The sequence below is a fragment of the Kallipyga massiliensis ph2 genome (genome assembly GCF_000311985.1).
GTDB lineage: Bacteria > Bacillota > Clostridia > Tissierellales > Peptoniphilaceae > Kallipyga > Kallipyga massiliensis.
The window spans coordinates 649021-672719 of the sequence record NZ_HE978585.1 but is presented as its reverse complement, the minus strand read 5'-3'; the positions used below and the strand labels follow the sequence as shown (position 1 = coordinate 672719).

The 23699-nt window shown below is 55.8% G+C and carries 20 protein-coding genes and 1 tRNA gene; 2 read left to right on the top strand and 19 right to left on the bottom strand.

All coding sequences use genetic code 11. The features are described 5' to 3' along the window. Positions 1-7 precede the first annotated feature (7 nt). Positions 8-430 (top strand): deoxycytidylate deaminase, encoded by a 423-nt coding sequence (locus HGKM_RS03020; RefSeq protein ID WP_034579431.1) that lies wholly within the window; start codon positions 8-10, stop codon positions 428-430. 414 nt (positions 431-844) lie between these two features. On the opposite strand, the gene HGKM_RS03015 is transcribed toward HGKM_RS03020, so the two are convergent. From HGKM_RS03015 to HGKM_RS02925, 19 genes are all read right to left on the bottom strand, one after another. Next, the gene (locus tag HGKM_RS03015; protein ID WP_019133867.1) at positions 845-2032 is read right to left on the bottom strand and encodes an NAD(P)-dependent malic enzyme; all 1188 of its coding nucleotides are present in this window, start codon (positions 2030-2032) and stop codon (positions 845-847) included. Positions 2033-2057: 25 nt separating this feature from the next. Beyond that, the gene (locus tag HGKM_RS03010; RefSeq protein ID WP_034579428.1) at positions 2058-3395 is read right to left on the bottom strand and encodes a class II fumarate hydratase; all 1338 of its coding nucleotides are present in this window, start codon (positions 3393-3395) and stop codon (positions 2058-2060) included. A gap of 22 nt (positions 3396-3417) precedes the next feature. After that, on the bottom strand, positions 3418-4854 hold the full coding sequence (locus tag HGKM_RS03005) for an aspartate ammonia-lyase (RefSeq protein WP_245550605.1): 1437 nt from the start codon (positions 4852-4854) through the stop codon (positions 3418-3420). 134 nt (positions 4855-4988) lie between these two features. Continuing rightward, the gene (gene fusA / locus HGKM_RS03000; protein WP_019133864.1) at positions 4989-7046 is read right to left on the bottom strand and encodes an elongation factor G; all 2058 of its coding nucleotides are present in this window, start codon (positions 7044-7046) and stop codon (positions 4989-4991) included. A 226-nt stretch (positions 7047-7272) separates the two neighbouring features. Next, positions 7273-8214, bottom strand: a complete 942-nt coding sequence (locus HGKM_RS02995) for an Rpn family recombination-promoting nuclease/putative transposase (protein ID WP_019133863.1) — start codon at positions 8212-8214, stop codon at positions 7273-7275. Between the two features lie 834 nt (positions 8215-9048). After that, on the bottom strand, positions 9049-10545 hold the full coding sequence (gene glpK / locus HGKM_RS02990; protein WP_034578917.1) for a glycerol kinase GlpK: 1497 nt from the start codon (positions 10543-10545) through the stop codon (positions 9049-9051). Positions 10546-10622: 77 nt separating this feature from the next. Beyond that, on the bottom strand, positions 10623-10994 hold the full coding sequence (locus tag HGKM_RS02985) for a DUF1667 domain-containing protein (protein ID WP_019133861.1): 372 nt from the start codon (positions 10992-10994) through the stop codon (positions 10623-10625). Position 10995: 1 nt separating this feature from the next. Next, positions 10996-12255: an NAD(P)/FAD-dependent oxidoreductase gene (locus tag HGKM_RS02980; protein WP_019133860.1), complete on the bottom strand. Its 1260-nt coding sequence runs from the start codon at positions 12253-12255 to the stop codon at positions 10996-10998. Between the two features lie 10 nt (positions 12256-12265). Next, complete coding sequence (locus tag HGKM_RS02975) at positions 12266-13705, bottom strand: NAD(P)/FAD-dependent oxidoreductase (protein WP_019133859.1); 1440 nt, start codon at positions 13703-13705, stop codon at positions 12266-12268. A gap of 322 nt (positions 13706-14027) precedes the next feature. Then, positions 14028-14969, bottom strand: coding sequence for a thioredoxin-disulfide reductase (trxB, locus tag HGKM_RS02970; protein ID WP_019133858.1), 942 nt, complete (start codon positions 14967-14969; stop codon positions 14028-14030). A gap of 9 nt (positions 14970-14978) precedes the next feature. Beyond that, on the bottom strand, positions 14979-15566 hold the full coding sequence (locus HGKM_RS02965; RefSeq protein WP_034578915.1) for a glycerol-3-phosphate responsive antiterminator: 588 nt from the start codon (positions 15564-15566) through the stop codon (positions 14979-14981). Further along, the gene (locus tag HGKM_RS02960) at positions 15547-16986 is read right to left on the bottom strand and encodes a sensor histidine kinase (RefSeq protein ID WP_019133856.1); all 1440 of its coding nucleotides are present in this window, start codon (positions 16984-16986) and stop codon (positions 15547-15549) included. Before HGKM_RS02960 ends, HGKM_RS02965 begins: the two co-directional genes overlap by 20 nt. Positions 16987-16988: 2 nt before the next feature. Next, positions 16989-17663, bottom strand: a complete 675-nt coding sequence (locus HGKM_RS02955; protein ID WP_019133855.1) for a response regulator transcription factor — start codon at positions 17661-17663, stop codon at positions 16989-16991. Between the two features lie 209 nt (positions 17664-17872). Beyond that, positions 17873-18526: a phosphate signaling complex protein PhoU gene (gene phoU / locus HGKM_RS02950; RefSeq protein WP_019133854.1), complete on the bottom strand. Its 654-nt coding sequence runs from the start codon at positions 18524-18526 to the stop codon at positions 17873-17875. A 15-nt stretch (positions 18527-18541) separates the two neighbouring features. After that, entirely contained in the window at positions 18542-19294 is a 753-nt protein-coding gene (gene pstB / locus HGKM_RS02945) for a phosphate ABC transporter ATP-binding protein PstB (RefSeq protein WP_019133853.1), read from the bottom strand. Continuing rightward, complete coding sequence (gene pstA / locus HGKM_RS02940; protein WP_019133852.1) at positions 19284-20132, bottom strand: phosphate ABC transporter permease PstA; 849 nt, start codon at positions 20130-20132, stop codon at positions 19284-19286. The genes pstB and pstA overlap by 11 nt, the downstream gene beginning before the upstream one ends. After that, positions 20132-21007, bottom strand: a complete 876-nt coding sequence (gene pstC / locus HGKM_RS02935; protein ID WP_019133851.1) for a phosphate ABC transporter permease subunit PstC — start codon at positions 21005-21007, stop codon at positions 20132-20134. The genes pstA and pstC overlap by 1 nt, the downstream gene beginning before the upstream one ends. A gap of 113 nt (positions 21008-21120) precedes the next feature. Next, a complete protein-coding gene (locus HGKM_RS02930; protein WP_019133850.1) occupies positions 21121-22068 on the bottom strand; it encodes a substrate-binding domain-containing protein in 948 nt (315 codons plus the stop codon). Positions 22069-22292: 224 nt separating this feature from the next. Next, positions 22293-23555, bottom strand: a complete 1263-nt coding sequence (locus HGKM_RS02925) for an FAD:protein FMN transferase (protein WP_019133849.1) — start codon at positions 23553-23555, stop codon at positions 22293-22295. Between the two features lie 70 nt (positions 23556-23625). Between HGKM_RS02925 and HGKM_RS02920 the strand changes: the two genes are divergently transcribed. Then, positions 23626-23699, top strand: a tRNA-Val gene (locus HGKM_RS02920).

Genomic DNA, 23699 nt, shown 5'->3' with positions numbered 1-23699 from the left:
TAATGAGATGGCAAGAAAATCTTGGGATGAATATTTTATGGAGCTGGCCCAGGGGGTGGCCCAGAGAGGGACCTGCGACCGGGCTTATGTGGGCTGCGTCCTGGTCAACCCTGACCACCGGATCGTATCCACCGGCTACAACGGGGCCCTGTCGGGCAACCCTCACTGCGACGAAGTGGGCCACACCATGAGGGATGGCCACTGCATCGCCACCATCCATGCCGAGATGAACGCCCTCCTCTACTGCGCCAAGGAAGGCATCACCGTCAAGGGAACGACCTGCTATGTCACCCACTTCCCCTGTCTCAATTGCACCAAGGCCCTCATCCAAGCCGGGATCGTGGCGGTCTACTACCATGAGGGCTACCGGATCGACGACTACGCCCTGACCCTCTTTGAGCGGAACCACATCCCCGTCAAGCAGTTGTAGGAAGAGCGGGGCGGGGCTGGGCCGGAGCTTCCCTGGGAAATGACGAAATCGGGGCCCGGCCAGGGGCGGGCTCCCCTGGTAAACAACAAAAATGAGCTCCAGCCAGGGTAGGCCGGCCCTGGTAAACAACAAAAATGAGCCCCAGCCAGGGTAGGCCGGCCCTGGCAAACCGCGAACATGAGCTCCAGCCAGGGTCCGGGCTTCCCTGGCAAACCGCGAAAATGAGCCCCAGCCAGGGTTGGCCGGCCCTGGTATACCGCGAAAATAAGCCCCAGCCAGGGTTGGCCGGCCCTGGCAAACTGCAAAAATAAGCCCCAGCCAGGGTAGCGCTACCCTGACAAACCTCATGATCCCGCCCCCGGCACACAAAAAAAGAGAGAAGTCAGAATTTGCACTTCTCTCTTTTTTTCTGCCCTAGTTCTTCTTCCGGGCCAGGCCCTGGTCGATGGCGACCTGGGCGACGGCCTTGGCGACGGCATCAGGGACCTTGGGGTCGAAGGGAGAGGGGATGACGTAATCTTCTCGGATCTCCTCATCGGGAATGATGTCGGCGATGGCTTGGGCGGCGGCCAACTTCATTTCCTCGGAAATGGCGGAGGAATGGACGGAGAGAGCGCCCTTAAAGAGGCCGGGGAAGGCCAGGACGTTATTGACCTGGTTGGGATAGTCCGACCGGCCGGTCCCCACGACCCGTGCGCCGGCTTCTTTAGCGACGTCGTAGTCGATTTCGGGATCGGGGTTGGCCAGGGCGAAGATGATGGGGTCCTTCTTCATGGACCGGACCATATCGGCCGTGATCTTGTTGGGGACGGATACGCCGATGAAAACGTCGGCCTTAGCCATAGCCTCTTCCAGAGTCAGGTCTTCGGCGTCCTTGTTGGTTTCTTCGGCCAGCTCCTTATATAAGGGGTTGGTGTAGGAGTCCTTATCCTTCCGATTGAGGATGCCGGTGGACCGGAAACCGTAGATGTTGGCCACGCCCAGCTTGTTGAGCATGCGGAGGATGGAGGAGCCGGCGGCACCCAGGCCGGACATAACCACGGTCAGGTCCTCCCACTTCTTCCCTACCAGGGTGAGGGCGTTGATGAGGCCGGCGATGACCACGATGGTGGTCCCATGCTGGTCGTCGTGGAAAACGGGGATGTCCAGCTCTTCTTTCAGACGGGTTTCAATCTCGATGCAGCGAGGGGAGGAGATGTCCTCCAGGTTGATCCCGCCCAGGCCGGGGGCCAGGAGTTTGACGGTCTTGATGATTTCATCGGTGTCCTGGGTGTCCAGGACCAGGGGGATGGCGTTGACTTCGCCGAAGCGCTTGAAGAGACAGCACTTGCCTTCCATGACCGGGAGGGCGGCTTCGGGGCCGATGTTGCCCAGGCCCAGGACAGCGGATCCGTCGGAGATGACGGCAACGGAATTCCCCTTCCAGGTGTAGTCATAGACGGCTTCCTTGTCGTCTGCGATGGCCCGGCAGGGTTCGGCAACTCCGGGCGAATAGACCAGGGAGAGGTCCTCCTTGCTTTCCAGGGGGGCCTTGAGTTCCACATTCAGTTTCCCCTTGAGTTCCTTATGGAGGGCAAGGGCTTTTTCAAAAACATCCTTCATGAGTATTCCTTTCTTTTAGGGTCGTTCAGACCATCTTCCCGGGGTCTACGGCCCGGTCGAATTCTTCCTCGCTGAGGCCGGCCACTTCCCGGGCGGCTTCTTTTAGGGTCAGGTTATTCGCATAGGCATGGTGGGCGATTTCCGCCGCCTTCTCATAGCCCAGGGAGGGCGAGAGGGCGGTCACCAACATCAGAGAGGCCTCCATGTTGTCCCGGATCTTGTCGGGGTTGGCCTCCAGGCCTTCCACCAGCTTGGTCCGGAAGCCCGTCATTCCCTTGGCCAAAAGGTCCATGGAATGGAGGCCGTTGTAGATGATTAAGGGCATGTAAGCGTTGAGCTGGCACTGTCCCTGACTCTGTCCGAAGGAGATGGCCAGGTCGCCGGCCAGGACTTGGATGGCGATCATGGTCAGGGATTCCACCTGGGTGGGGTTGACCTTGCCCGGCATGATGGAGGACCCGGGCTCATTGGCCGGAATCCGGACCTCCCCGATCCCGCAGCGGGGACCTGAGGAGAGGAAGCGGAGGTCGGCCGCCATCTTGTAGAGGTCCATGGCCAGGTTTTTCATGGCCGAGGAGAGGCGGGTGACTTCGGTTTTGGAAGAGAGCCCGTGGAACTTGTTATCCATGACGGTGAAGTCCAAGCCGGTCAGGTCCTTGATGGTCTCGACCATGGCCCGGTCGAAGCCCTCGAAGGCGTTGAGCCCGGTCCCCACAGCGGTTCCCCCGATGGGGAGGGGGCGGAGGCCGTCCAGGGCCCCATCCAGGGCCTCCCGGTTGACCTGGAGGGAGGCCACATAGGCCGAAAGCTCCTGACCCAGGGTGACCGGGGTGGCATCCTGGAGGTGGGTCCGACCGCACTTGACCAGGTCCTCATAGGCCCGGGCCTTCTTGTCCAGGGCGTCGATGAGCCGGTCCAGGGCCGGGATGAGGTCCTCACTCCCCTTTCGGTAGAGGGCGATGTGGATGGCAGTGGGAAAGACGTCGTTGGAGGACTGGGACTTATTGATGTGGTCGTTGGGGTGGAGGAGGTCCTGTCCCAGGATCTCATTCCCCCGGTGGGCCAGGACTTCGTTGACGTTCATGTTGGTCTGGGTTCCGGACCCGGTCTGCCAGACGGTCAGGGGGAAGTGGTCGTCCAGCTTCCCTTCCATGACCTCATCGGCTGCCCGGCAAATGGCCTCCATGGCCCCTTGGGGGAGCCGACCCGCCCGGTCGTTGACCATGGCAGCAGCCTTCTTCACCAGGGCGATGGCCCGGATCTGGTCCATGGGCATCCGGTCGGTATTTTGGGGGAAGTTTTCCAGGGACCGCTCGGTCTGGGCTCCCCAATACTTGTCGGCGGGGACCATGACCTCCCCCATGGAATCATGTTCTCGGCGGAATTCAGTCAAGGTCTTCCTCCTTCTTGATCCGGTCCTCTTCGATGACGCCGGGCATGGTCATCCGGTAGGGGTCCAGGATAGCATCCAAAACGTCGGGGTCCATGAGCTTGTCTTCCAGGACCAGGTCCCGGACGGTCTTGTGGGATTGGAGGGCCTTCTTGGCAATTTGGGAGGCCTTGACGTAGCCGATGTGGGGGGCGATAGCGGTGACGGAGGCGATAGAGGCTTCGACGATCTTGTCCAGTCGCTTCTTATCCGAGCTGATTCCGTCCACGCAGTTGATCCGGAGGGTGTGGACGCCCCCGATCAGGGACCGGAAATTCTCGAAGAGGTTGTGGAAGATAACCGGCTCGAAGGCGTTGAGTTCAAGCTGGCCGGCTTCGACGGCCATGGTCACCGTCATATCGTTGCCGACCACATTGAAGCAGACCTGGTTGACCACCTCGGGGATGACGGGGTTGACCTTGCCCGGCATGATGGAGGACCCGGCCTGGCGGGGCGGGAGCTGGATTTCTCCAAGGCCCGTGATGGGGCCCGATCCCATGAGGCGGAAGTCGTTGGAGATCTTGGAGAGGGAGGTGGCCAGGATTTTCAGGATGGAAGAAGCATAGAGGAAGGCGTCCAGGTTCTGAGTCCCGTCGATGAGGTCATCGGCCTGGACCAGGTCAAGGCCGGACACCTTGGACAGGCAGGGGACCACCATCTTGACATAGCGCTGGTCGGCGTTGAGGCCGGTTCCGGTGGCGGTCCCGCCCAGGTTGACGGAGGAGAGCTTGATGATCCCCTGCTGAATCCGCTTGACGTCTCGCCGCATGACGGAGGCGTAGGCGGAGAACTCTTGGCCCAGACGGATGGGGACGGCGTCCTCCAGCTGGGTCCGGCCAATCTTGACGTAGTCATCGAACTCATGGGCCTTCTTGTCCAGGGAGTCCACCAGGGCCTCCACTTCCTGGCCCAGGTCCTCAAAATAGCGGATCATGGTCATCTTGCCGGCGGTGGGGATGACGTCGTTGGTCGACTGGCCCATGTTGACGTGGTCATTGGGGTGGAGGAGGGAATAGTCCCCCTTCTCCCCGCCCAATTCCTCGATGGCGATGTTGGCAATGACCTCATTGGCGTTCATATTGAAGGAGGTCCCCGCCCCGCCTTGGATAGCGTCGGTGATGAACTGGTCTAAAAACTCCCCTTCCAAAATTCGGTCGCAGGCTTTGACGATGGCCTTGGTCTTTTTCTTAGAAAGGAGGCCAACCTCATGGTTGGTCAAGGCGCAGGCCTTCTTGACTTCCACCAGGGACCGGGTGAAATTCCGGTCGGGGTAGAGGCCGGTGATGTTGAAATTCTCCCGGGCTCGGAGGGCATTGACCCCATAATAGGCGTCCGCATCCACCTTCATCTCCCCCAGAGAATCTTCCTCTATCCGGTATTTCTTCTCTTTCATCGTTTCCTCCATCTTTTCTTTACAGGGAAAAAATCCCTTTCGGACCGGGACCCGCATCGGGCCCGGCCGCTTCCAGGGATTTTTCGATTTCTTATTATGCCAATCCTTTACGCCGGGCTAGGCTTCGATTTGGCCTATTCCTCGACATTGGCTTCTTCAATCACTTTTTCTGCGATTTCGTGGGGGACTTCCTCATAGGTCTTGAAGTCCATGGTAAAGGACCCGCGGCCCTGGGTCATGGACCGGAGGTCGATGGCGTATTCGGTCAGCTCGGCGAAGGGGGCTTCGGCGTTGACGATCTGGTTGCCGTCCTCATCCTGCTCCATGCCGAGGATCCGGCCCCGTCTCTTGTTCATGTCGCCCATGATGTCGCCCATGTAGGCGTCGGGGATAGTGACCTGGAGGGTCATGACCGGTTCGAGCAGGACCGGGCTGGCCTCAGACACCCCCTTCTTGAAGGCGATGTGGGCGGCGGTCTTGAAGGCCATTTCGTTGGAGTCTACGGGGTGGTAGGACCCGTCATAGAGGACGGCCTTGATGCCGGTCACGGGGTAGCCGGCTAAGGGACCGGAGGAGAGGGATTCCTCCAAGCCTTTCTCAACGGCCGGGAAGAAGTTCTTGGGAACGGCTCCGCCGAAGACTTCTTCATCGAACTCGAAGCCCTCATCAATGGGCTCGAAACGGATCCAGACGTCACCGAACTGGCCGGCACCGCCGGATTGCTTCTTGTGGCGGCCCTGGACCTCGGAGGTCTTCCGGATGGTCTCTTTATAGGGAATCACCAGGGGAACCCGGTGGACATTGACCCCGTAGTTGGTCTTGAGTTTGTTGATCATGGCCTCCAATTGGACGTTGCCCAGGCCCCGGATCAGGAGCTGCTTGGTGTCGGCATTGCGGTCCAGCTGGAAGGTGCCGTCTTCTTCGGACAGCTTGTTCAGAGAAGGCGTCAGCTTGTCTTCGTCGTTCTTGGAGTCGGCCTGGATGGCGAAGGTGAGGTTGGAGGCCGGGAGCTTAAGGCCCTTATAGCGGACGACATGGTCCTTATCGGAGATGGTGTCCCCTGTCTCGGTCTTGTCCAGCTTGGCGAAGGCGCCGATGTCTCCAGCCACGATTTCATCCGTATCTTCCTGGGTCTTGCCCCTCATGAAGAAGATGCCGGAGGGCCGTTCTGAGGAATCCTTGGAGGCGTTATAGATGTCGCCCTTCTTCAGGCTTCCGGAAACAACTTTGACATAGGAAATCTTTCCAACATAGGGGTCGACCGTGGTTTTGAAGATGACCGCGCTCAAGGGGCCGTTCTTGTCCACTTCAGGCAGGTCGCCCTCTTCAGGACGGAAGCCCAGGTTGACGCCCGGGGAGTTGGGGGCCGGCATATACTTCTTGACGGCGTCCAGGAGGAGGTCCAGCCCGGCACCCATGGTAGCAGATCCGGCAATCAGGGGAACAGCTGACCCGTTGAGGATGGCTGCCGACAGGCCCCGACGGACCTCATCTTCAGTGAACTCCTCGCCGGAGAAATATTTTTCCATCAGTTCGTCATCGGTCATAGCAATCACTTCGACGATCTCATTGAAGGCCGCCTTGGCTTCCTCCACCCGGATCTCAGGGATTTCCACTTCCTCAACCTTGAAGTTGTTGTATTTATAGGCCTTCATCTCCATGATATCGATGATGCCCTCGAAATCTTCTCCCATGCCCAGGGTCAGGGTCAGGGGAAGGACCTTCTTGCCGAATTCCTGGTGGAGCTCATGGATCCTTGTGTTGAAGTCCACATTGGGCTTGTCCATCTTATTCAGGAAGATGATCCGAGGAAGACCAATCTTCTCCATGTAATTCCAGTAGATTTCCGATCCGACTTCGATCCCCGCCGATGCATCGATGACCATGAGGGCGGACTCGGATGCCCGGAGGGCGGTCAGGACCTGGCCGGCAAAGTCGAAGTAGCCGGGCGCATCCAGGAGGTTGATCTTGGTCTCCTTCCACTCCACCGGCAGGACGCTCAGGGAGATGGAAATCTGTCGGGCAATCTCTTCCTTATCCCAGTCAGAGACCGTATTTCCGTCCTCCACCTTTCCGGGACGAGCCACGGCCTTGGATAAGTAGAGCAGGGATTCCGAAAGGGTCGTCTTTCCGGAACCACTGTGCCCAACCAGGGCTAAGTTGCGGATATTCTTGCTGTCATATTTTTTCATCATTTCCTCCTGGTATACACTAGTCTCCCCCGTCCCCCTATGGCTTGCCCCATCAAGGAAGCGGACGAGCAATTTCTCAGAATAGCCATAGGTTTATTATAACAAGCCAAAGGTTTTCCTTCAAGGCATAGCCGCGGATAAATTCCTATGCGACCCCGGCAAGCAAAAACCCCCGAAAATCAGACCATGAGGTCCAATTTCCGGGGGCTCGGAGAGAAGCTATCTCCTATTGTTCAAGAGCTTCTTTCTCCTTAACCAGGCCATCTGCAATTTTCTTGATCTCCTCCTCGGAAAGACCGGCCTCCCTCATCTTTCTTTGGTAGTACTCCGAGGCTTTCAATAGACCTTCATCCCTACCTTCGCGTCGGCCTTCATTTCTGCCTTCACGCCGGCCCGCATTTCTTTCAAGGCTTGCGATATACTCCCGATAGGCTCGTAATCCGTCCCCCATATCTCTCCCTCCTTTCATAAAGACCTCTTCCTCTCCGTCGAAAAAGGCTTCTAAGGCTGCCCTTGTCTCCACAGAGAGTCTGGAAAAAGCGTTCGCATCCTGGGCAAGAAATTTTGAAAACTTTTCCCCATCGAGCATGGTCTGTAAGGTCTTAAAGAAAAATGCCAATTCGCTCGGTAACTCCCCTATCCTATTCTCATCCATCCGTCTGACATCAATAAGATTCATCCGATAATTTTGAAAAAGCAAATGATCCTTCACCCGGTCCGGCATCATGGACAGGAGATCGACAGGTCCTGTCCAGGGACGTTCCCCGAAATAGAGGACGAGAGAAAGCACAGGCAAGAGTTGTTGGGAGCGAAAACCCTCTCGCTTCACCTGCTCATAATAGGTAAGAGCATCATAAAAGAAAATACGCACCGGCATCGTATAGTCCACGGAAGACTGGTTTTCAATCCCCAAAAGACAACAGATTTTCCCTTCACTGACTTTAATTATATCACGATGCCTCTCCCCGCTAACAGCTAGCCGTCCCTTTTTTAAGACCTCAAACTGACTAGCCGAATCATAGTCCTTGAGCCGATCTGCCTCGACAAAGTCTTTCTCACCAAAGAAAGAATTAAATACTGCAGAAAAATTCTCCGGTTGGTTGAATAATAGTTTCAAGGCATGATCCTTGGAAATGCCTTGGCCTTGCTTTTCTTTTTCCTGCCCCATCCTACCTCCTTGTATATTTTAAATCTTCCTCATCTCCTTCAATATACAAGCTGGACCAGTTTGCAAACAAGCTGTTTCCGTCGATTGAAAGGCATTGGGATAGGTTGGTTAATGAAAAGATATAAAGGGAGAAAAGGGGTTGAGAACAAAGCGGATCTCTGAAAGATCCAAAAAAACCGCCTGCGATGGTGGCTCCTGCCTCGGGCTCTGAACTCATGAGTTTTTCGATTCCTAAGGCATCTTCAATCCTGCCTTTCTGGTGATTTTACGAATTGTCAGGGTTTGGAACCCTGATATACTTGGGGCTAAACAATTTGTCAGGGTTTCAGACCCTGATAATTTCGCTGTATGTCAAATCAACAGGGCCATTTTTCACCCTGCTATTCTCGGGGTTCTCCAATTTGACAGGGTTTGAAACCCTGATATTCTTGCCATCAGCTTTTTTGTCAGGGCATTTTTCGACCCTGATATTTTTCAGAGCCAACGAGTTATCAGGGTTCCGAACCCTGATATTTTTAATATTCTCAAAATAATCAGGGCTCCTCACTCGATCCCGCCATAAGTCACAAGAAACACGCCCTGGCTGGAGCCCAATTCCGCATGTAACCAGGTTAACCCCCCGCCCCCACACAAGCAAAAGAAACCCAGGCTCAACTTGAGCGCATTGCAAATCCGAAGGATTTGCCTAAGCGAAAGTGAGCCTGGGTTTCGTGTTTCCTGGGTTTCGTCTTTCCTGGGTTTCGTCTTTCCTACCCCACAAGATAAAAAGGGGCCCGCTCGAGCGCATTGCAAATCCGGAGGATTTGCTTAAGCGAGAGCGGGCTCCTTTTTATCTTACTTTACGTCTTTTGCCCAGTTGAGGGAGCGCTTGACGGCTTGCTGCCAGTTGGCGTCGAGCTTGTCGCGTTCTTCAACGGAGATGGAGGGTTCGAAGGTCCGGTCGATGGTCCAGTTCTTCAGGATGTCTTCCTTGGACTTCCAGAATCCGACGGCTAGGCCGGCCAGGTAGGAGGCGCCGAGGGCGGTTGTTTCGAGAACCTTGGGGCGCTTAACTTCGACTTGGCTCATATCGGACTGGAACTGCATGAGGAAGTTGTTGGCGCAGGCACCGCCGTCGACCTTGAGGGTCTTGAGGGGGGCGCCCAGGTCTTGGGACATGGCCTGGAGAACGTCGTTGGACAGGAAGGCCTGAGATTCCAGGGTGGCGCGGACGATGTGGTAGCGGTTGGTTCCGCGGGTGATACCGACGATGGCACCGCGTGCGTAGGGATCCCAATAGGGAGCGCCGAGGCCGGTGAAGGCGGGAACAACGTAGACACCGTCGGTGTCCTTGACACGGGTCGCATAGTACTCGGTGTCGATGGCGGAGTCAACGATGCGGAGTTCATCGCGGAGCCACTGGACGGAGGAGCCGGCAACGAAAATGGAACCTTCAAGAGCGTAGTTGACTTTTCCTTCTTCCAGGCCCCAGGCGATGGTGGTAACCAGGCCGTTCTTAGAGAAGACGGGCTTTTCGCCGGTATTCATAAGGAGGAAGGCACCGGTTCCATAGGTATTCTTGGCTTCGCCTTGTTCGAAGCAGGTCTGACCGAAGAGGGCGGCCTGCTGGTCACCGGCGGCACCGGCAATGGGGATTTCCTCACCATTGATGATGGCCTGCCCATAAACGTAGGAGGACGGCTTGACATCAGGCAGCATGCACTTGGGAATGTCGAGGATTTCGAGGATCTCATCATCCCAGCAGAGGTCCTGGATGTTGTAGAGCAAGGTACGGGAAGCGTTGGTATAGTCGGTGACATGGACCTTGCCCTGGGTCAGCTTCCAGATCAGCCAGGTATCGACGGTACCGAAGAGGAGTTGGCCCTTCTCGGCCTTTTCACGGGCGCCGGGGACGTTTTCAAGGATCCAGTGGATTTTGGTTCCGGAAAAGTAGGGGTCAAGAACCAGACCGGTCTTCTTCTTGAAGGTTTCTTCATAGCCTTGTTTCACGAGCTCGGAAGCATAGTCAGCGGTACGACGGCACTGCCAAACGATGGCATTATAGACGGGTTCACCGGTTTCCTTGTCCCATACGATGGTGGTTTCACGTTGGTTGGTGATACCGATGGCGGCGATGTCCTCGGCGGTGGCATTAACTTTAGCCATAGCCTCCATGACAACACCGATTTGGGTGGACCAAATTTCCTTGGGGTCGTGTTCTACCCAACCGGGATGGGGGAAGTACTGAGTAAACTCCTTCTGAGCAACGGATTTGATGTTTCCTTCGTGGTCAAATAAGATACAACGATTCGAAGTGGTTCCGGCATCTAAGGCCATTATATACTTTGGCATAAATCTTCCTTTCTGTTGCACTAGGCGTGGTTGGTTGAAAGACCGGCTTTCAACACTTGGATGTTCTCATTCCTTCTTCACCGGCGTGCTGGCCGCTCTTGGGTAGCAACCAGGGCCACACCGGTCCCTCCAATGTCCTCTTTGATGATATCTCCCACATGGACAGGGGCATCGACCGTGAGGCGTCGAACCTCGTCCATGACATCAAAAATTTTCGCCTTGCTGACCGGCTCTTTCGTTTTTACAGCGACAAGGGGCATGGTCCCTCCCATGAGGTGGACGGTGGAGCAGACCATACGCTGGGGGTTGGTGACTTCTTTTTTCGCATAGACTTCCCCTCTTTTACAGGTGTTGCCGGTGACCGAGACAACCTGGCCCTGGTCATCGACTTCCACCTTCATCTGGCAACCGAGGGGGCAAGAGATGCAGGTTAATTCATGAATAGTCATGTCAATCCTCCACTCTAATTTCGATCTGAGAGGGCTTGATCCGGAAGGCGTCCTCTTTCTTTATGGTGACCTGCTCCATCTGTCCTGGGGCCAGGGCATGTTTCTTCTGTCGAGAGACTTCTTCTCCATCCATCGTGACGACCACCGAGGAGAGGTGGGAGGTCTTCCGGACCCGGAAGGAAAGCTTGACCTCATCCGCCATGGTCGATAGGTTGATGTGCTGGGGCAGGGTGTAGGTCACGCCATCGCCGGGGGTGACGGGGACAGGCTCATCGGAGGGATCCGTAAACTCGTCTTTAATATATAGGGCGGCATTCCGGCCGGCGATCATGGCCTCTTCCGAAACATTGTCGACCAAGTCATGGACATGGAGGACATTGCCGCAGGCGAAGATACCCGGGACGGAGGACATCCAGCGGTCGTTGACCGAGGCCCCCTTGGTCCGAGGATCCCTTTCGATCCCGGCCTTCCAGGTCAGCTCGTTCTCAGGAATCAGGCCGACGGAGAGGAGGACGGTATCGCACTCCACGAAGCGCTCGGTGCCTTCAATGGCCTTCATATGGTCGTCCACTTCCGCAAGCCAGACCCCGGTCACCCGCTCCTGGCCCACGATCTTAGTGATGGTAGTGTTGAAATAAAGGGGGATGTTGTAGTCATCCAGGCACTGGACGATGTTCCGTTTAAGGCCGCCGGAGAAGGGCATGACCTCAGCCACGCAGACGACCTCCGCCCCCTCCAGGACCATCCGACGGGCCATGATGAGGCCGATGTCGCCGGAGCCCAGGATGACCACCTTGTGGCCGGGCATGTAGTTTTCGATGTTCATGAGTCGTTGGGCCGTCCCGGCGGTGAAGACACCGGATGGGCGGGAGCCCGGCGTGTTGAGTGCGCCACGAGGCCGTTCCCGGCAACCCATGGCCAGGATGACCGCCTTGGGATGGATTTGGATCAGGCCATCCTTCCGGCTCATCAGGGTGACGGTCTTGTCCGGAGAGAGGTCGATGACCATGGTGTCCAGGAGGTAGTCGATCCCTCTTTCCTCGACCATCTCGATATAGCGTTCGGCATATTCCGGTCCGGTCAGTTCTTCCTTGAACATATGTAAGCCAAAACCGTTATGGATGCATTGGTTAAGGATGCCGCCCAGGACCTGGTCTCTTTCCACAATTAAGATGGACGTCACTCCACTATCATAGGCTTGGCAAGCTGCGGCCAGTCCCGCCGGCCCACCGCCGATAACGACTAAATCATAGTCTTTCATGTCGTCCTCCTTACTTCACATGCCCGGTCAAGAGATAGGCATCCAGGTCTTTTTTATTGATCTCAGCCCAATCCACTCCCCACTCCTGGGCCAGCAATTCGATGAGCCTGGGGGTGCAGAAGCCGGCCTGACAGCGGCCTGCTGTCGCACGGACCCGGCGCTTGATCCCGTCCAGGGACTTGGCACCCAGGGGGTGGTGGATGGCTTCCAGAATCTCGCCTTCGGAAACGGATTCGCACCGACAGATGATCCGCCCGTAGGCCGGGTCTTTTTTGATCAAGGCCTGGCGGTCCTCATAGGACATCTCCCGGGTCTTGGTGAAGCCCTTGCGCTCCGCAATGAAGTCCTCATTGTCCGGCAACTGGAGGCGTTCCTGAACCAGGTTGGCCATGTAGATTCCTACCGCCGGTGACGAGGTCAGCCCGGGCGATTCCACGCCCACGCAGTCGAAGAAGCCGGGTTTGAATTCCTCAAGGATGAAGTCCCCGCCTTTTTCATGGGCCCGAACGCCCGTAAAGGAAGTGATGACCAGGGAATAGGGGACGCCCTTGATCATGTGCTCCGCTGACTCCCTGACATAGTCCAAACGCTCCTGGGTAGTCTGAGTCTGGTCCTTGGAGGGAACAAATTCCGAGGTGGGACCTAAAAGAACATTGCCGTCAATGGTGGGTGAAACCAGGATCCCCTTGCCCTTATCCGTAGGCAGGTTGAAGATAACGTGGTTGACGATCCCGTCCGCATCCCGGTCCAAGAGCATATATTCGCCCTTTCGAGGGAGGATGTGGTAGTCATCTTCCTTGGAAACCATGTTGTGGATCCGGTCGGAAAAGAGTCCGGCTGCATTAACCACGGCCCGGGTCTCATAAACCTCATTCTGGGTCCGGACCAACCAGTTCCCTTCCTCGCCCTCTTCAATGCCGATGACCTTCTGGTAGAACTTGAAGTCCACCCCATTGACATTGGCCTGCTCCGCAAAGGCGATAGTGGTCGCAAAGGGATCAATGACCCCGGCCTCCGAGCAGTAGAGACCCGCTACAATTTCCTCGGTGATATTGGGCTCCATCTTCAGGAGCTCCTCCCGCTCGACAATCCGCATGCCAGGAGTCTTGTTTTCCAAGCCTCTCTGGTAGAGTTCCTCGAGTGCCGGTCGGTCTTCTTCACTATGGCAAAGAACGAAAGTTCCGATCTTATGGTAGGGGAAAGCCAGGGTCTTGGCCATCTCCTCCATCATGGCGATCCCTTCCATGTTCATCTTTGCCTTCAGCGATCCGGGTTCCGCATCATAGCCCCCATGAGCAATGCCGGAATTGGCTTTAGAAGCCCCTTCGCACACATCACCCTTCTCCTCTAGGACCAGAAAGTTTCCTTTCTTCTTAGAGAGTTGGTAGGCAATGGAAGATCCCGTGACACCGGCGCCAATGAGGATGACGTCATAGACTTCTTTTTTCATTTGATACCTCCATGGTTTTCTGTCCGGGTTGGATACGTTTTCAGCAGTCGGCAAGGTCTTCCGAAGAAAGATGAGCGCCCATAGCCGCTTCCGATCTCTTCGATAAAAAAACTGGGCCGGCCAAGCCTGCCCAGATACATCCTATTCGAGCAAGCGAAAACCTATCAAGCACTACCGCTCACTCTTCTCAAATAGTAGTTACTATACCCCTAGTATAGCCAGAGAGAAAACGCTTGTCAAATGTTTTCCCTAAAAAAGAGCTTCGGTTTTTCCCGAAGCTCTTTCCTCATCAAATTTGCCCGGGTTCAACCGGCCTAGGCTTTTAATATTCTGTCAGTGACTTCTCTACCATAAGGGCGGCAATGGCCCCGTCCGCACAGGCGGTGACGACCTGGCGGAAGGCTTTCTCCCGAACGTCCCCGGCCGCATAGACCCCGGGAATGTTGGTCTGCATATTCTCATCCGTCAAGACATAGCCACGATCACTCAGCTTCACCTGGTCCTTGAAGAGGTCCGTATTGGGGAGGTGGCCGATGAAAACGAAGAGGCCGAAAAGGCCATCCTCCGGATCCGCCTCGATCACCTGTTTTTCACCGGTCTTCACATTCTTGAGAACCATCTTGTTCAAGATGGGGTCCCCGTCGACCTCTTCGACCACGCTGTCCCAAATGAAGTCCAACTTATCGTTGGAGAAGGCCCGCTCTTGGATGGATTCGGTCGCCCTCAGTTTATCCCGGCGGTGGATGATGGTCACTTTCTTGGCAAACTTGGTCAGGTAGATGGCCTCCTCGACGGCGGCATCTCCCCCACCCACCACATAGACATCAAAATCTTCAAAGAAATTGGCATCGCAGGTGGCACAGAAGGAAATCCCCTTGCCGATAAACTGATCCTCGTTTTCGCAGCCCATCTTCCGGGAATAGGAGCCCGTCGCCAAAATGACATTCCTTCCCTTATAATCTCCATTGACCCCATGAAGGACCTTGACCTCCCCTTCCAGGTCCATGGATTGGATGGTATCCGTAACCCGGTCGGCGCCGAACTTATCCACCTGCCGGCTCATCCGGTCCACCAGGTCGGGACCCGATTCCCCTTCCACCATCTGTCCGGGGTAGTTTTGAATATCGTTGGTATCCGCCACCTGGCCTCCAACGAGGTCTTTCTCAATCAGGAGGGTATCCACCCTGGCCCGTCCGCTGTAAATCGCTGCCGATAGGCCGGCCGGCCCCGCCCCTAAAATGATGTTGTCATAAATTTTTTTCATACATCCTCCTCATGAAGTGAAAAAACGGTCAGCCTGGGCCCAGAGGTCCGGACAAGAACTGGATAGGGCCAATCCCCCATTGTCCAGGACCGCCTGGCCCTCTTCCGGAGTCCGGATGAAGCCTCCGGCAATAATGGGAATGTCCACCTTTTCCCGGATCGTGGGGATGACGGAGGGAATAATCCCGGGCAAGACTTCCAGAACAGTGGGGCGGTGCTTCTCCACCTGGCTCTGGAGGTTCTTCAAGGAGAGGGAGTCCAGGAGGAAGTAGCGAAGGATGGAGAAAAAGCCGTTTTCATTGGCCTTGGCTGCCAGGTTGGGGTGGGTGGTGATGATCCCATCCGCCTGGATGACCCGCTGGAGGTAGTCCACGGTCAATTCATGGCTGGACAGGCCCATAACCAGGTCCAGGTGGACGATGGCCATCTTCCGCCGGCCTTGAATCTTCTGGACAACCTGGGGAAGGGTCATGATGTCCCCATAGAGGAGAAAGATCACCGTAGGCTTGGACCGGAGGGCCAGGTCCAACTCCTTGTCAGACTTGACCGCCATGATCATCCGCTCTTTTTCAATGGTTTCAAGTGGCAGCATTCTCATCGTTGTCCCCCTTTTTATTCCTCGCCCCGGTCTCGATAAAGAATTCATCCCGCGTGTGGTTGGACCGTCCATTTTTGGGGTCCTTGGGGAGGCCGATGGTGAACTTGGACCCCCTGCCTAAACTGGATTCCAACTTGATCCAGCCCTTATGGATGGCCACGGAATGCTTAACGAGGGAGAGGCCTAAGCCTGTCCCATCCTTATCCGTTTTGGTCCGAGCGGCATTGACGACGAAGAAGCGCTCAAAGACATGGCCCTGGTCCTCCTCAGAGATCCCGATTCCATTATCCTTGACCTGGAGGTGGATCCAGTTTTCATCTTCCGAAAGCTTGACTTCCGCCCTGGCATTGTCGCTGCCGGCGTATTTGATGGCATTAGAAATCAGGTTGTCCACGATCTCCTCGATCATCCGCCGGTTGCCGGTCATATAGATAGGCGGCTGATCGGCACCCGGTTCCAGGGTCGTCCAAAGGGGTTGGTTCCTTCCGGCGTCAGGGGATTCCTGGGGTGTTTCTATGGAAAGTACCCGGGCCCGGAGATCGACGCCATGGTCCAGGGCATAGTCCCTCCGGCCGGCCAGCTCGGCCCCAATGACTTCTGTTAGGTTGAATTCCTCCAAGTGGTTCATATAGGCCATGCCCGTATCAAACTTGGAGAGCTGGATGACCTGGTCGATGATGGTCAGGAGCCGGCTCCCTTCCTTCCGGATGATGGAGGCGAAGCGGAGGTTGTCTTCCTCATCCACCTTGCCCGACTCGATCATTTCGGCATAGCCGATGATGGAGGTCAGGGGACTTTTGAGCTCATGGGAAATGTTGGCGGTGAATTGCCGGCGCATATTCTCATTTTCACGGATTTCCCGGAGTTGGTCGGCAAATAATCTTCGATCCTCCGGGGTTCCCAAAAGATCGGCCAGGGCCTCTTCCTCCTCGATGGGAGGAGCTTCCACTGAATAATCTCCCCGGGTCAGGGAGGCCAGGTAAGAGGCCATGGACCGGAAGGGGCGGAGGGCCGCCCGGTAGAGTTGGCGGGTTAAGAGAATGGAGAAAAGAACCATAAAGGCGAGAAAGATAAGGATGGACTTTCCCAAGGAGAGGAAGAGGTCCTGGTAGCGGATAGGCCGGGATTGGACCTCATAGCGGTTGCCCTCCCGGTCATAGAAGCTGGGATTTTGGGTCTTTGTCCCCTCTTGGATGGCTTGGATCATGACCCCGGGGCCTTCGGTTTCCTCTTGGGACTTTCGGACCACCTGGTCCAGGGCCTCTTTGGGCATCCCTTCCAGGCCGGTGGCCACGGATTGGACCATGTTCCCTTCCAAAGAGGAGGCTGATTGGAGGGCAGCGTGAAATACAAAAGGCAGGGAGATCAAAATCAGGGCCAGAGAGGCCAGTAAAAAACGAATACGAAGTTTATTTTTCATAATTATGCTTCCATTTTATAGCCGACATTGCGTACCGTATGAATATACCGGGCCCCATCCCCCAGCTTGTGACGGAGGGAGCGGATGTGGACATCCACCGTCCGGGTCTCGCCCGCATATTCATAACCCCAAACTTCTTCCATGATCTGGTCCCTGGAGAGGACCAATTCCAAATTATCCATTAAGTAATGGAGAAGCTCAAACTCCTTGTAGGTCAATTCCACGGGCTTCCCGTCGTACTCCACGCTTCGCTTGTCGGGATCCAGACTCAAGGAGCCCAGTCGGAGGGCCGGATGGCTCTCGCTCACCCCATAACGGCGGAGGATGGCCCTGATCCGGCTGAGCAGTTCCATCACGCCGAAAGGCTTGGTCACATAGTCATCCGCCCCCATATCCAGCCCCTTCACCTTGTCATATTCCGCGGTTTTCGCGGTCAACATGAGGACGGGGAGGGGCCGGGTCTTGGCATTGGCCTTCAGCTTCTTCAGGATATCATAGCCTGATTCCCCTTCCAACATAATATCCAAGATAAAAAGGTCCGGAAGCTCTTTTTCCATGGCCCGATAAAGGGAGTTGGCATCTTCAAAACCACTGGCCCGGAATCCATCCCCTCGAAGGGCATAGCAAATTAAGTCACGAATATTCTGGTCATCCTCGACAAGATAGATCATCGGCATTCTTGGAAACTCCTTCCCTTTGCAGGCGGTATAAGGCCGGTCCTATGCGGAAGCATTTCTATCATTTATTATACCCATTCCTCTGTCTCTTTCCGAAGAAGAAAAAGTTTTTCGAAAAAAAGGACAGGCCCAAAAGGCCTGTCCCATGATGATCACTTTCCCCTCCGATTTTATTATTGGAGGTGTGGTCGCCGGAGGGGAAACCATCTCTAGTCTGCGTGGATTTTCTCCCCGGTTAATGAAAAATAGACGGATTCCGCAATATTGGTGGCATGGTCCCCGATCCGCTCCATATACTTGGCCACCATCATGATGTCGGTCAGGATCTCCGCTTCCAGGGACCCTTTTTTGATTTCCTCAATGACCTCCTGGCGGACTTGAATAAATAAGTTGTCCATAATGTCGTCGGATTGACAGGTCTTTTTGGCCAGGTCCGAATCCCCTTTAAGGAAGGCGGCTACGGAGTCCTCGATCATGACAACGGCCTGTTTGGCCATCTCATTGAGAGCCCCCAGTTCCCGCTCCTCATATCCCCGGTCCAGCATCTGGAGGGCCAGGTGGGAAATGTCTTCAGCCTGGTCCCCGATCCGCTCCAAGTCCGTATTCATCGACAGGGCGGCAGAAAGAAAACGGAGGTCGGAGGCGACCGGCTGCTGGCGCATGATCAGGCGGATGGCCTCCTGGTCAATCAGGGACTGGTAGTCATTGATCCGCTGTTCATTCTCGATGACCCTCTTGGCGGGAGCGGGATCCTTGTCCGTCAGGGCATGGATAGCCTTCTCCACCGCCTCCGTGCAGAGCTTGGACATGTCGATCAGGTCTTGGTTCAATTGGTTGAGCTGTTCTTCAAATTCAGTTCTCATCCTAGCCTCCTTCCATCAACCGAAGCGTCCGGTTACATAGCGTTCTGTCTGTTCGTTCTCCGGATTCTCAAAGAGGTCCACGGTGGGCCGGCACTCGATGAGGTTGCCCAGGTAGAAAAAGGCGGTCTTGTCGGATACCCGGGCAGCTTGTTGCATATTGTGGGTCACGATAACAATGGTGTATTCCTTTTTGAGGTCGAAGAGGAGGTCTTCAATCTTGGTCGTGGAAATGGGGTCCAGGGCCGAAGTCGGCTCATCGAGGAGGATGACTTCGGGTTTAACGGCCAGGCAACGAGCGATGCAGACCCTCTGCTGCTGGCCTCCGGACAGGGCCGTGGCGGATTTGTTGAGCTTGTCCTTGACCTCATCCCAAATAGCAGCCTGCTTGAGGGAATTTTCGACGATCTCCTCCAGCGTTTTCTTGTCCCGGATCCCATGGGTCCGGGGGCCATAGGCCACGTTGTCGAATATGGTCTTGGGGAAAGGGTTGGGCTGCTGGAAGACCATCCCCACCCGGCGGCGGAGGTCATAGACATCCACATCTTTATAGATGTCCTTGCCGTCCAGGGTCATGGTCCCCCCGATCCGGAAGCCCCGGACCAGGTCGTTCATTCGGTTGATGGACTTGAGGACGGTGGACTTGCCGCAACCTGAGGGGCCGATGAAAGCGGTTACTTCCTTTTCTTCAATATCCATGGAGACGCCCTTGATGGCCTCAAAGTTCCCGTACCAACAATGGAAGTCGTCCAGCTGTAATTTAATCGTCATTACCCGTCTCCTTCTTCTTGTATGCATTCTGAATCATGGTGGACAGGCCGTTGATGGCCAGGACCACGATTAAGAGAATGACGGCGGTGGCATAGGCCTGGTCCTTGTGGATCCCCTCGGTTTGGAGGAGGTACATATGGATGGCCAGGGTCCGTCCGTTCAGCATGGGGCTGGCGTATTGGGCCATGGACCCCGCAGTGTAAATCAAGGCAGCTGTCTCCCCGACGATCCGACCGATGGTCAGGATGATGCCGGAGAAAATCCCCATGGCCGCCGCAGGGAGGACCACCTGGAAGGTCGTCCGGAGCTTGGTGGCACCCAGGCCGTAGGAGGCTTCCCGGAGGCTCATGGGGACGGCCATGAGGGCCTCTTCAGTGGACCGGATGACCAGGGGAAGGGTCATGAACCACATGGTCAGGGCTCCGGAAATGATGGCGTTCCCCCAGCCGATGGTGTTGACGAAGAAGATCATGCCGAAGAGACCGAAGATGATGGAAGGGATCCCCTGGAGGGTCTCAGTCATCAGGCGGGAGATGGCAACGAACCTGGAGCCCGGCTTAGCGTATTCCACGGTGTAGATGGCTGTAGCTACGCCGACGGGGATGGTCAGGACCAGGGTGATGAGGATGAGGAGGAGGGTGTTCCAGATGGCCGGCATCATGGACTGGTTTTCCGTGGTCCATGTGGGGTCGAAGATGTCACCGTTGAGGTGGGGAATCCCCCGCATCAAGACCTGGACGATGACCAGGAGGAGGGAGCCCATGGCGATGACGATGGTCAGGCCGATGAGAATCTTCAATATGACGGCTTGCCGCCTCTGCTTATTGGAATGAGCCATTATTGGTCCTCCTTTCCCTTGCCTCTTCTCTTGGTCAGGTTAAAGGCCAGGTTGATGAGGAGGATAAAGACGAAGAGGACAGCCCCTGTGGCAATCAGGGACTCCCGGTGGAGGCCACCGGCATAAGCCATTTCGGTGGTGATGTTGGTGGTCAGGGTCCGCCCCATCCCCCACAGGCTCTGGGGGAACATAGGGGCGTTGCCGATGACCATGGTGACCGCCATGGTCTCCCCGATGGCCCGGCCGATGCCCATGATGACCGAGGAGAGAACCCCGGAGGAGGCGGCCGGAAGGACCACGGTGAAGATGGCCCTCTCTTTGGTGGCGCCCAGGCCGACCGCCCCTTCATAGAAATGATGGGGAACGGCAGCGATGGCTGACTGGGAGAGGGAAATGATGGTGGGGAGAATCATGATGGCCAAGAGGATCATGGCAGCTCCAATAGAGAGGCCGTAGCCGCCGGCGAACTTTCGGATAAGGGGGACGACTTCCTCCAGGGCCCATAGGCCATAGACAACAGAGGGAATGCCTGCCAGGAGGTTGATCCCGGCTTGGACGTGAGGTTTAATCCTTTTGGGACAGTAGAAAACCATAAAAATGGCGGCCAAGATTCCGACCGGAACGCCGAGAATGGCTGCGCCGATCGTCACATAGAAGGACCCGGCGATCATGGGCAGGATGCCGAAGATGCCGTTCGAGGGCTTCCACACATTGCCCAGGAGAAAGTCCGACAGGCCGATTTTTGCGATAGTGGGGATGGCAGTGGAAAAAACAAAGAAGCAAATCAGGGCGACCGCGATAATGGATACGGCCGTGGCCGCAATAAAGACCCCATTCATGACTTTATCTTTTGTGGTGACCGTTTCATTCGTCATGAATCCTCCTTTCGGTCTATAATCCGTAGAAAATAGGGCTCATCAGTACATAAAAAAGGAAGCCCGGGGCCCGAGCATCCGGGGCAACCCAAGCTTCCCTTTCGGATCGTGTCTTATTTCCCTAATTTGGCCCAATCAGTGATTTCGCCGGTGTAGATCTGGCGAACCTGGTCAAGGGTCAGGCTCTCGCAAGCATTGTCGGGAGCAACGATGACGGCGATACCGTCGATAGCGATGGCAGTTGCTTCAACGCCGGCTTTGGTTTCTTCGTCTTTGATGGCACGAGAAGCCATACCGATGTTGGCGTTACCGTCGATGACGGCCTGGATACCGGCACCGGAACCATTGGAGGTGAAGTCGAAGGTGACGCCGGGCTGAAGTTTCTTATAGGCTTCCATGAGCTTTTCCATGTAAGGAGTCACGGAAGTGGAACCCTCGATCCGGATCTTACCCTTGAGATCCTTCCCTTTTTCATAAGCGGCAGCGGCGCTGTCAGCGGCGATGACGCCGGAATCAGCAGCCAGGGCCTGACCTTCTTTGGACATGATGAACTTCATGAAGTCAGCAGTCACTTCGTTGTCTTTTTCTTCAGCTTTGTAAGCGATGTTGAAGGGACGCTTAAGTTTGTAGGAGTCGTTGAGGACGTTCTCTTCTGTGGCTTCCACGTCGTTGATCTTGACGGCCTTGACGGTGTCGTTCAAGGAACCCAGGGAGATGTAGCCGATGGACTTGGCGTCCGAGGCGACGTAGGTGATGACCTGGTCGGTTCCGTTTTGGATGGCGGCATCGGCCTTGGTCATATCCTGTTTGTCCTTTTGCACGCCGGTGATTTCCACGAAAGCGCCACGGGTACCGGATCCCTCTTCACGAGAGATGACATTGATGGTTCCTTCCATGGCCGTGCTTTCTTTGGGGGCTTCGGAGGAGGATTCAGCAGTGGAGCTGGCCGGAGCTTCCGAAGAGGATTCTTTGGACCCGCCGTCTTTGTTGCCACAGGCAGCCAGGGTAACAACCATGGCGAGGGCAAGGAGGAGGCTTAGGATTTTCTTTGTATTCTTCATTGGTGATTTTCCTTTCTCGACATTCAATCGTTGATCTCGTCAAGCGAGATGTGGACTTCAAACTTTCGCTCATAACATGTTCAGGATAGGGGCTTTCCATTAAAAGCAAGTGACCCTTTCTGTTAAATCCTTGTAAAGAAAATCGGAAAATCCTTTGCCTGGACGAGAAAAAATCCCCCTGCCTCGAAAGGCAGGGGGATTGGGATAGGCTTGGGCATCGGAGCTTATTCGCGGACCTCCAATGCACCGGCCAGGTTGTCGGTGGAGGTCACCCGGTTATCGAAATCCACCCAGATGACGCCCAGGTCAACGCCCTGTTTTTTGTAATTTTCCAGGACCCGGGCCGCCTCTTCCTTATTACAAAGGAAGAAGGTGGTGGAAAGAAAGTCCGCCAGGCCGCTGTCCCCCGCTACAACAGAAACGGAGGGGTAGAGGGTGGCCGGATAGAGGGTCTTGGGGTCGATGATGTGGTTGTAGCGCTTGCCATCCACAACAAAATACCGCTGGTAGTCCCCGGAGGTGACCATGGAGGACCCCGATTCCATCTTCATCGCCGCCAGAGCCTGGTCCCTGTCGTTGGTTTTGGGGTCTTCCACCCCCACCTTCCAGGGCCTCCCCTGGGGATGGTAGCCGAAAAGGCGGACATTTCCGCCTGCGGAAAGGAGGCCATTCTCCAACCCCATGGCTTCCAATCCCCTAGCCACCTTCTCTGTTGCATAGCCCTTGGCGACAGCCCCCAAATCCAGGGCCATCTTGGGATCATCAAAAGCCACGGTCCGGGCGGCTTTGTCCAAGTGGAGTTTAGCCAGGTCAGTGTGGCGGTTGGCCTCCTCCAGGGCAGCCTTATCGGGAAGCCGGACTTCCTTACCGGAGGTCGAACCCTGGTCTTCGTCCTCCGCTCCTTCATGAGCCCCGGCAGCCTCCCGAGCCTCATGCCAGAGGGAAAGGACCGGCCCCAGGGCAATGTTGACCTTGCCCAGGCTGGCCTCATAATGGTCCAGGGAGAACTCCAAAATATCAAAGAGATCGGGATCCACCTCCACCGGGCCCTGCCCGGCCAGGCGGTTGACTGTCATCACCGAGGTCAGCCCCTCATATTCATGGTAGTTGTCATAGAGCTTGTGGAGGCGGAGAAACTCATCATGGGTGTAGGTGAGATATTTCTGAAAGGTCTCCTCATCCGGTGCAAAATAAGTCAGGGTCACGACCGTATCGAAGGTATCGAAGAAGGTCCCATGGCCCTGGTAAATCTTCTTTCCCTCCGCATCCTCAACATACTCACCCTGACTTAGCGGCTTGGCCGCCATCTCCTCCGGGGAGATCTCCCGACTTGAGGAGGGATCTTCCTGGGATCCCCGGGATTCCTGGACGGAAGCCTGGGCCGGCGCTTCCTCCGACGAGGAGGGCGATCCGGGAGCCTTGGTCTGGCAGGCCGACAGGGCCATGAGCCCCGCTATAAGAAGGGCAAATCTTCTTTTTCTATTCAAACGATCCTCCTTGTAGAAAAACTTGCAAATCCTATTTCCCTTTAGTATACTATTGGAAGTTCATCTCTGTGGACCATTAGCTCAGTTGGTTAGAGCGCCACGTTGACATCGTGGAGGTCGCTGGTTCGACTCCAGTGTGGTCCA

Coding starts and splice junctions, on each gene's coding strand:
- HGKM_RS03005 (WP_245550605.1), bottom strand. CDS start 4,854: ATGAAAGAGAAGAAATACCGGATAGAGGAAGATTCTCTGGGGGAGATG.
- HGKM_RS03015 (WP_019133867.1), bottom strand. CDS start 2,032: ATGAAGGATGTTTTTGAAAAAGCCCTTGCCCTCCATAAGGAACTCAAG.
- pstA (WP_019133852.1), bottom strand. CDS start 20,132: ATGGCTCATTCCAATAAGCAGAGGCGGCAAGCCGTCATATTGAAGATT.
- HGKM_RS02975 (WP_019133859.1), bottom strand. CDS start 13,705: ATGAAAAAAGAAGTCTATGACGTCATCCTCATTGGCGCCGGTGTCACG.
- HGKM_RS02995 (WP_019133863.1), bottom strand. CDS start 8,214: ATGGGGCAGGAAAAAGAAAAGCAAGGCCAAGGCATTTCCAAGGATCAT.
- HGKM_RS02955 (WP_019133855.1), bottom strand. CDS start 17,663: ATGCCGATGATCTATCTTGTCGAGGATGACCAGAATATTCGTGACTTA.
- fusA (WP_019133864.1), bottom strand. CDS start 7,046: ATGAAAAAATATGACAGCAAGAATATCCGCAACTTAGCCCTGGTTGGG.
- HGKM_RS02980 (WP_019133860.1), bottom strand. CDS start 12,255: ATGAAAGACTATGATTTAGTCGTTATCGGCGGTGGGCCGGCGGGACTG.
- HGKM_RS02965 (WP_034578915.1), bottom strand. CDS start 15,566: ATGAGAATGCTGCCACTTGAAACCATTGAAAAAGAGCGGATGATCATG.
- glpK (WP_034578917.1), bottom strand. CDS start 10,545: ATGCCAAAGTATATAATGGCCTTAGATGCCGGAACCACTTCGAATCGT.
- HGKM_RS03010 (WP_034579428.1), bottom strand. CDS start 3,395: ATGGGGGAGGTCATGGTCCCCGCCGACAAGTATTGGGGAGCCCAGACC.
- HGKM_RS02930 (WP_019133850.1), bottom strand. CDS start 22,068: ATGAAGAATACAAAGAAAATCCTAAGCCTCCTCCTTGCCCTCGCCATG.
- trxB (WP_019133858.1), bottom strand. CDS start 14,969: ATGAAAAAAATTTATGACAACATCATTTTAGGGGCGGGGCCGGCCGGC.
- phoU (WP_019133854.1), bottom strand. CDS start 18,526: ATGAGAACTGAATTTGAAGAACAGCTCAACCAATTGAACCAAGACCTG.
- pstC (WP_019133851.1), bottom strand. CDS start 21,007: ATGACGAATGAAACGGTCACCACAAAAGATAAAGTCATGAATGGGGTC.
- HGKM_RS02985 (WP_019133861.1), bottom strand. CDS start 10,994: ATGACTATTCATGAATTAACCTGCATCTCTTGCCCCCTCGGTTGCCAG.
- pstB (WP_019133853.1), bottom strand. CDS start 19,294: ATGACGATTAAATTACAGCTGGACGACTTCCATTGTTGGTACGGGAAC.
- HGKM_RS03020 (WP_034579431.1), top strand. CDS start 8: ATGGCAAGAAAATCTTGGGATGAATATTTTATGGAGCTGGCCCAGGGG.
- HGKM_RS02960 (WP_019133856.1), bottom strand. CDS start 16,986: ATGAAAAATAAACTTCGTATTCGTTTTTTACTGGCCTCTCTGGCCCTG.